The organism is Agrobacterium sp. ST15.13.013 (assembly GCF_027956525.1).
In the GTDB taxonomy this organism is placed as follows: Bacteria; Pseudomonadota; Alphaproteobacteria; order Rhizobiales; family Rhizobiaceae; genus Agrobacterium; species Agrobacterium salinitolerans.
In genome coordinates this window covers 1-2,020 of the sequence record NZ_JAQKGP010000065.1, presented here as the reverse complement: position 1 = coordinate 2,020, position 2,020 = coordinate 1, and the positions used below count along the sequence as shown (strand labels likewise).

The window sequence follows — 2,020 nt, the reverse complement described above, 5'->3', positions numbered from 1 at the left end:
CGACATCAAAGCCGAATACCTGAAGCCTGGCCCCGCTGGCGACCGCTTGCGGGACGGTGGACTGGACGCCTATTTCTTTGTCGGTGGCTATCCGACCGGCGCGATCTCGGAACTCGCGACGTCAAGTGGCATCTCACTGGTGCCGATCAGCGGTCCGGAAGTCGACAAGCTGATAAGTGATTACACGTTCTTTTCGAAGGATACGGTTCCGGCCAACACCTACAAAGATGTTGCGGAGACACCGACGATTTCCGTGGCGGCTCAATGGGTAACGAGTGCCAAGCAGCCGGACGATCTAGTCTACAAGATCACTAAGGTCATGTGGAATGACGCCACCCGCGCAGCACTCGATGCCGGGCACGCCAAGGGCAAGATGATTACACTCAAGAACGCGACGACCAGTCTTGGTATCCCGCTCCATCCCGGTGCGGAGAAGTTCTATAAGGAAGCCGGCGTGCTCAAGTAAACGTGGAAGACCTGATTTGCGATGCGGTGGCAGGCTGAAGGCCGGTCGCCGCATCGACCGTTTATAGAAAAATGCAAGGATTTCCGCATGGGCGACAATACGGCCGGCAAGGCCTCTCCAATGGAGCTGGATGAAGCGCACGCGCGCGAGCTCGAAGAGCAGTTCGATGCGGAAATCCGATTCCGGCGGCTGGCGCCACTCGCTGCCCGCATGGTCGGAGTGCTGCTGATCGCGTTGTCGATCTTTCATTATTACACTGCGGGCTTTGGCCTTTTGTCGGAGGTTATGCATCGCGGCATCCACCTGTCCTTTGTCCTCGGTCTGATTTTCCTCGTTTTCCCCGTATCACGACGTGGTTACGGCGAAGTGGCGGCTTCCAGTGTGCTGCGGCCTCTGGGCATATCGCTTTTCGACTGGGCGCTGGCAATCGGTGCCGTTGTCGCCGTGATGCACGTTCCGTTCATCCCGCTCGACGACCTTGCCTTCCGTGTTGGAAATCCCACGAACACAGACGTCGTCCTGGGCGGCCTGCTGGTACTGGTTCTTCTTGAGGCGACCCGCCGTTCGGTCGGCTGGCCTCTGCCGATCATCGCCGTCCTGTTCATGGTCTACTCCCTGTACGGGCCATCGATGCCTGGCATCCTGGTACATCCCGGCGCGACCTTTTCGCAGCTGATCAATCACCTCTACCTTACCAGTCAAGGCATATATGGCATCGCACTCGGCGTCGTCGCCACCTATGTTTTCCATTTTGTACTGTTCGGGGTTTTTGCCACACGCATCGGGCTCGGTCAGTTGTTCCTGGATTGTGCCGCGTGGGTCGCGGGACGGTATGCTGGTGGTCCGGCCAAGATATCGATTTTCGGATCGGCGTTGTTCGGCATGATCTCCGGCTCGTCCGTTGCCAATACGGTCACAGTAGGCTCGCTCACAATACCGGCGATGATCCGGCTCGGCTACAAGCGCACCTTCGCCGCGGCAGTCGAATCCGCATCGTCCACCGGTGGCCAGATCACGCCGCCGATCATGGGTGCGGCAGCATTCCTGATGATCGAGTTCCTCAATCTCCCCTACACTACGATCATCCTCGCAGCGCTCGTTCCGGCTTTCATGCACTTCTTCGGAGTTTTGGTTCAGGTTCACTTCGAAGCAAAGCGCGAAGGTCTTCGCGGCATGACCGACGACGAAATGCCGGATCTCAAGGAGGCCTTCAAGCGCGACTGGCCGACCGTCATCCCCCTCGTCGTGCTGATTGGTATCCTGCTCTCGGGTTTCACCCCATACCTGGCGGCATTCTGGGGAATAACGCTCTGCATCGCGGTCGGCCTCATCAATCCGCGCCGACGCATGTCGTTAACGGAAGTCTTCGAGGGACTGCGGGACGGCGCCAAATACGCGCTTGCCGTTGGCGCAGCGGCAGCCACCGTTGGCATCATCGTAGGGGTCGTCACGTTAACCGGCGTCGGCTTCAAGATTTCCTACATCGTCACCACGACTGCAGCAGAAATAGCCGGCTGGATCGGTACGATGGTTCCGGCTGCCTGGTTCGGACCG

2 protein-coding genes are annotated in these 2,020 nt (G+C 58.8%); both read left to right on the top strand.

Translation table 11 applies throughout. The annotated features are described in order from the left end of the window. Positions 1-466: TAXI family TRAP transporter solute-binding subunit (locus tag PL597_RS25865; RefSeq protein WP_271366644.1), on the top strand; the 466-nt coding region annotated here is incomplete at its 5' end. A gap of 87 nt (positions 467-553) precedes the next feature. Then, positions 554-2,020: TRAP transporter permease (locus tag PL597_RS25860; RefSeq protein WP_271366643.1), on the top strand; the 1,467-nt coding region annotated here is incomplete at its 3' end.